This window comes from Pontibacterium sp. (assembly GCF_041587635.1).
Classification (GTDB): Bacteria; Pseudomonadota; Gammaproteobacteria; order Pseudomonadales; family Balneatricaceae; genus Pontibacterium.
In genome coordinates this window covers 1-5,433 of sequence record NZ_JBFGYC010000264.1, presented here as the reverse complement: position 1 = coordinate 5,433, position 5,433 = coordinate 1, and the positions used below count along the sequence as shown (strand labels likewise).

5 protein-coding genes are annotated in these 5,433 nt (G+C 51.9%); all 5 read right to left on the bottom strand.

Features of this window, described 5'->3' with window-relative positions; all coding sequences use genetic code 11:
- Positions 1-100 precede the first annotated feature (100 nt).
- Complete coding sequence (gene pxpB / locus ABYW01_RS13050; RefSeq protein ID WP_193953816.1) at positions 101-787, bottom strand: 5-oxoprolinase subunit PxpB; 687 nt, start codon at positions 785-787, stop codon at positions 101-103.
- The gene (locus ABYW01_RS13045; RefSeq protein WP_372833355.1) at positions 784-1,518 is read right to left on the bottom strand and encodes a 5-oxoprolinase subunit PxpA; all 735 of its coding nucleotides are present in this window, start codon (positions 1,516-1,518) and stop codon (positions 784-786) included. Before ABYW01_RS13045 ends, pxpB begins: the two co-directional genes overlap by 4 nt.
- 74 nt (positions 1,519-1,592) lie before the next feature.
- Complete coding sequence (locus tag ABYW01_RS13040; protein ID WP_193953930.1) at positions 1,593-2,381, bottom strand: putative hydro-lyase; 789 nt, start codon at positions 2,379-2,381, stop codon at positions 1,593-1,595.
- Between the two features lie 19 nt (positions 2,382-2,400).
- Positions 2,401-3,522 carry an alanine racemase gene (gene alr, locus ABYW01_RS13035; protein ID WP_372833353.1) on the bottom strand — a complete coding sequence of 374 codons (1,122 nt, stop codon included), beginning with the start codon at positions 3,520-3,522 and terminating at the stop codon, positions 2,401-2,403.
- Positions 3,523-3,953: 431 nt separating this feature from the next.
- Positions 3,954-5,063: a molybdenum cofactor guanylyltransferase MobA gene (gene mobA / locus ABYW01_RS13030; RefSeq protein ID WP_372833351.1), complete on the bottom strand. Its 1,110-nt coding sequence runs from the start codon at positions 5,061-5,063 to the stop codon at positions 3,954-3,956.
- Between the last annotated feature and the right edge of the window lie 370 nt (positions 5,064-5,433).

The window sequence follows — 5,433 nt, the reverse complement described above, 5'->3', positions numbered from 1 at the left end:
ACATGTCAGACCAATACCGTGTTTACCAAAACGACCGGCATCCTGAATCAGTGTCATCAGGCCCGGCTGACGAACTCGGAAGCCTTGAGTTTGAGCATTGTTATGCGTCATCTAAGCTGCCTCCCAGTTCAAAAAAGTCGTTGCGGCTAATCGCTTCGAAACGCACTCGATCACCGACTTCAACCGGCATCGTTGGCTGTGCGTCTGGATCGAACATGCGCTGCGGGCAACGTCCAATCAAATTCCAACCACCCGGAGAAACCGCCGGATAGATGGCGGTCTGACGATCAGCAATCGCCACAGCACCGCGTGGTACACGCTGGCGCGGCGTCGACAAACGCGGCGCAGCAATGCGCTCATCCACATCACCCAGATACGCAAAACCTGGTGCAAAACCGATCGCATACACGCGGTATTCACCGGCCTGATGGATCTGGATTACTTCGTCGATGGTCAGCTTCGCATTACGTGCCAACTGCTCCAGATCTTCACCGGAGTCTGTACCGTAATACACCGGCAGCGTCACAATACGGCCCTGCTCGGATGACTCGTCGGACAGATTGGCCATCACCTTGCGGATACCACGACGCACGTCCAGGTGATCGCAACGGAACATATCGAAAATCAGCAATACAGAGGCGTAAGAAGGCACCAGATCAATCAGCTTCTCACCCAGTTCCTGCTTCAGCAGTCGGGAAGCCTGTTCAACCCGATTCGCCACGCCCGGCTCACCGTGTTCGCCCAGATAGAGGATCAGGGCATTTTCGCCTGCAACCTCTATTCTCATGCTTCAATCACTCCGCGAATCGCTTCGATCGCACGCACACCGGCTTCGTTGTCACCGTGTACACACAACGTATCCGCATCAATTTTCAGGGTGTTACCGCTAACCGTTGTCACCGTGCCTTCACTGCACAGCTGCTCAACCTGAGCCAGCATCTTTTCACGGTCATGTACGGCACCCGGCTTACTGCGAGCCAGTAATTTTCCGTCATCGTCGTAGCAACGGTCAGCAAAGGCTTCGAACAACACTTCGATACCCGCCTCTTTCGCTTCTGCACGGTGCTGGTCACCCTGCGGTGTCGCCTGCAACATCAGCGCAATTGGGCGGTGGTATTCAGCGATAGACTGCATCACAGCCGCGCGTACATCGTCACGCGCCATCATGTCGTTATACAGCGCGCCATGCGGCTTAACGTAGGTCAGTTCCAGACCTTGCGTACGGGCCATGCCGTCCAGCGCAGCGATCTGATAATGCATCAGCGCGACGATTTCCGCAGGCTGACAATTCATAGAACGACGACCAAAACCAACCAGATCCTGATAGCCCGGATGTGCACCCACGGTGACATTGTTTTCTTTCGCCAGCGCCAGTGTGCGCTGCATTACCAGTGGATCACCGGCATGGAAACCACAGGCAATATTTGCCTGATCAATGTGGGGCATCACAGCGGCGTCCAGACCCATTGTCCAGGCACCAAAGCTTTCACCAAGATCGCAGTTCAGTTTTATTGTCATTCTTATAATCCTCTGTAACCGGCCCGGACGTTGCGCGTTCCAGACCACTTACTCACTTAATACGTATTCAGAACTCAGAGCACGGCCAGACGGCTGTTTGGCAGATCAGTCACCAGCATGTGACCCGGACTGTGAGTGATACAGAACGGTGGCTTAGCCTGTTCCAGCGCGACCTGTGGTGTTACACCACACGCCCAGAACACAGGAACTTCACCGTCTTTAATGGTCACGGCATCGCCGTAATCCGGCGTATTGATATCTGAGATGCCGATCTGTGCAGGATCACCAAAGTGAATCGGCGCACCGTGTACAGATGGGAAACGGCTGCAGATCTGGATCGCACGGATCGCATCAACCGGTTTCATTGGACGCATGGAGACAACCGTATCACCGCTGAAACGACCCGCTGGTTTGCAGGCCACATTGGTGCGGTACATCGGAACGTTCACGCCTTCGGTCACGTTACGTACATCCAGACCATCAGCAATCAGCGCTTCTTCAAAAGAGAACGAGCAACCCAGTGCAAAGGTCACCAGATCATCACGCCAGTAGTCACGAATATCATCGACTTCCTGTGCGAATTCACCGTCCTTGAAGATGCGGTATTTCGGTACATCGGTACGGATATCCAGATCTTCGCCCAGCGCCAGAATCCCAGTATCACCCGGCTGTGCGGACATACCCACCAGCGGACACGGTTTCTGGTTCAGCTGACAGAACTGCAGGAATTCATTTGCCCAGTCAGCCGGCAGAATCGCCAGATTGCACTGTACGAAACCCTGCGCCACACCAGAGGTGTTGCCTGTAAATTCGCCGGAACGTACTGCGCGACGCAGTTCTACCGGAGACATTTCAGTATTCATGACCATCTTTAACGGCTCCTTATTTAAATCGATCGTTGCGTACAGATACGGTCTCACCACCACGCTTATACACCCGTGGTACGCGGTCAGAGATGGAGCAAACGATCTCATAGTTGATGGTGCTCAGGTCCTGAGCGGCATTATCAACAGTGATGTTGTCGTTGATCAGGCTGACCTGATCACCGACACACACGCTCTCGTCAACGCGAATCATGGTCTGATCCATGCATACACGTCCAACGATTTGAAATTCTTTCCCGTTGATCTCAACAGGACGATTCTGGTGGTAGCGCAACCAACCATCGGCATAACCGATTGGCATCACACCGACCAACATGTCTTCTTCTGCTTCGAATGTCGCGCCATATCCCACTTTGTCACCCGCCTTCAGACGTTTAACCTGAGTAATACGGCTGTGCAGGGAAAACGCCTGCTTCAGTTCGCATGGCAGTTCAAATTCATCGCTCGGTGCCAGCCCGTACATGGAGATACCGAGGCGGCCACCATTCGCGGCCGTCTGCTGCGGATGACGCAGCAACGCAGCGCTGTTTGACTGATGCACGTACTTAAAGCGGCTCAGATCAGCACCTTCAGTAATCGCTTTCACTTTATCGATCTGCTTCTGATAGAGATCGACACAACCATCTGCGGTCGCAAAGTGCGTAAACAAACCAATCAGATTAAGATTCGTTTCTGCATCCAGCATGTCGCACGCTTTGGCAAAGCTTTCTGCGTTGGTAATACCAATGCGGTGCATTCCACTGTCAATTTTCAGGTGCACATTCGCGGGTACACCCTGATAACCGGCAGCCGCTTCGATCCAGTTCAGATCGTGGGCAGTAATATCGATATTCTGCTCTGCCGCCACCGCGATATCGGTCGGACGAATCGGCCCCATCACCAATACCGGAACGTCTTTAATTTTACGACGCAGATTCAACGCCTCATCCAGAAACGCGACGGCCAGCATGTTGGCACCGGCATCCAGTGCAGCGCGTGCTACTTCAACGTCACCATGACCATACGCGTTCGCTTTCACCACAGCATAGAGGTTTTCAAACCCCGCATGGCGCTTAATATTGCTTACGTTTTCGGCGATACGATCCAGATCAACTTCGACCCAGGTGTCACGGTAGAACATTCAACATTCCTCTTTAGCAGCACTTCGGGCGGCAAATAAAACCCGAACCGAATATTGTACTGATACCCAATACCCAAACCAGAAAAATAGCTGCGTTTTAAGCTTATATTTCAGGATAAATTTTTGTTAAAGAAACCAAATCAGGATAAAACCCCAAAACCACAGTTTCTTACAACGACTTGCACCAACATGAACCACTAACGGCACAAAAAGGCCCACAAAACTGACCCAGACATGCACTATAGAAAAGCACAAGGAGCCCCACTAAGGACCAACAGACAAATCGGCGTTGGGCCAATTATCCAAACCACTCTATATTGGAGTAAAAAAGACCGAATCACGTTCCCTAAAACGGAAAAACGCCGGTTCTCCTCTCAGAGATACCGACGCCTTAGAATAGCTCGCGCTCAGAGACCAACTGCTGAAAATGCCTAGCGTTGCTGTTCCGCCAAATAATCCAACACAAACTGTAATACCGCCGTTTCATCATTGATATCCAGCTGTGGCATCTCACGCTGCAGGGCTAACGGCCTATCCGCTGCAATTGCGATAACACTGTCATCCGTTGGATGGATGAGGTCTTTCTCCAACACAGTACGATGCAGTTCAATTTTAGGGATCGCTTCGCGCTTGAAACCCTCGACCAGTACCAAGTCCAGGGTTGAGTGATCCATTCGACTTAACATGCGAGCAAAGGAAGGATAATCCCCCTGATCCTCCTCCACCATTAACGCCCAACGGGTGTGTGAGCTAATCAGCATCTGATCTGCACCCGCTTTACGTAACTCGTAGCTATCCTTGCCGGGATGATCGATATCGAACTTGTGATGAGCATGCTTAATCACACCGACACGTACCCCCTGCTCTTTAAGCAACGGAATCAATTTACGCAACAAGGTGGTTTTACCCGTGCCACTCCATGCCACAAATCCGAGCAGCGCTGGCATCTGCTGCAACTCAGCCAGATCGTCACGGCTGTTCACATTTACAAACGCATCGGGCTTATCAGAAAAATCGACCTCCACCACCTTATGCTGGCCATACCAACGATCAACTTTACGCTCGCCGTCTTTGAGTGCGGCCTGCAAACTCTCCAACAACTCCCGGCGTATCAACGCAACCACCGACTGCATCCGCTGGCCATCATTCGCCACGGCAATTTCAGCACCCGAAGCGTTGGCCATCTTCAGCATACGGCTTACCAGATCGTCCGGCAGCGAAGGTGTATCACAAGGTACAAACATCACCCAATCTGTGGGCGCGTGAAACATCCCCGTCGCCATCCCCATCAGCGGGCCCTGAAAGTCCCCTTCCAGATCGCTCACAATAGGCATCCCTAATGCACTGTAGGCATCCATACTGCGATTAGCATTAATCAAACAACGGTCAACCTGCGGCTTGATCGTTTCTAATACATGACTGATCAGTGGCTTACCACTCAGCTCCACCCAGCCTTTATCCATACCCCCCATACGACGCGCCATACCACCGGCCAGAATGACTGCGGTCACCTGTTCGGCGTGTTGATTCGACTCTGACATGTGGTGTACTCCTGATCGACCGGATGAAAACGAGGCTAGCTAAAGTACCTGAGCGATACCTCGACTAAAAGCCCGACTACTCTAAATATAACGCTGAATTTCGATTTGCCATATTTACCTGATTAATCAGTGTATTAACGACAATGATTAAGGTTAGGACCAATTTGGCGGAACGGATGGGTACTGCGGCAAAACGAGCGTGACGCGGGACGTTAAAATGAGAGACAGATGTTGGGAATCGCTGCGCTCGTCCCATATATGGTCTCCTCCCGATTTGCAAAGGCTCTATGCTTCGATGACGTGGCAGGTTGCTGCCATATATCCGGCCTGTTTAACGAAGTCTTTGTCACTTCTGGCCTTGATGAACATT

Coding starts and splice junctions, on each gene's coding strand:
- pxpB (WP_193953816.1), bottom strand. CDS start 787: ATGAGAATAGAGGTTGCAGGCGAAAATGCCCTGATCCTCTATCTGGGC.
- ABYW01_RS13045 (WP_372833355.1), bottom strand. CDS start 1,518: ATGACAATAAAACTGAACTGCGATCTTGGTGAAAGCTTTGGTGCCTGG.
- ABYW01_RS13040 (WP_193953930.1), bottom strand. CDS start 2,381: ATGAATACTGAAATGTCTCCGGTAGAACTGCGTCGCGCAGTACGTTCC.
- alr (WP_372833353.1), bottom strand. CDS start 3,522: ATGTTCTACCGTGACACCTGGGTCGAAGTTGATCTGGATCGTATCGCC.
- mobA (WP_372833351.1), bottom strand. CDS start 5,063: ATGTCAGAGTCGAATCAACACGCCGAACAGGTGACCGCAGTCATTCTG.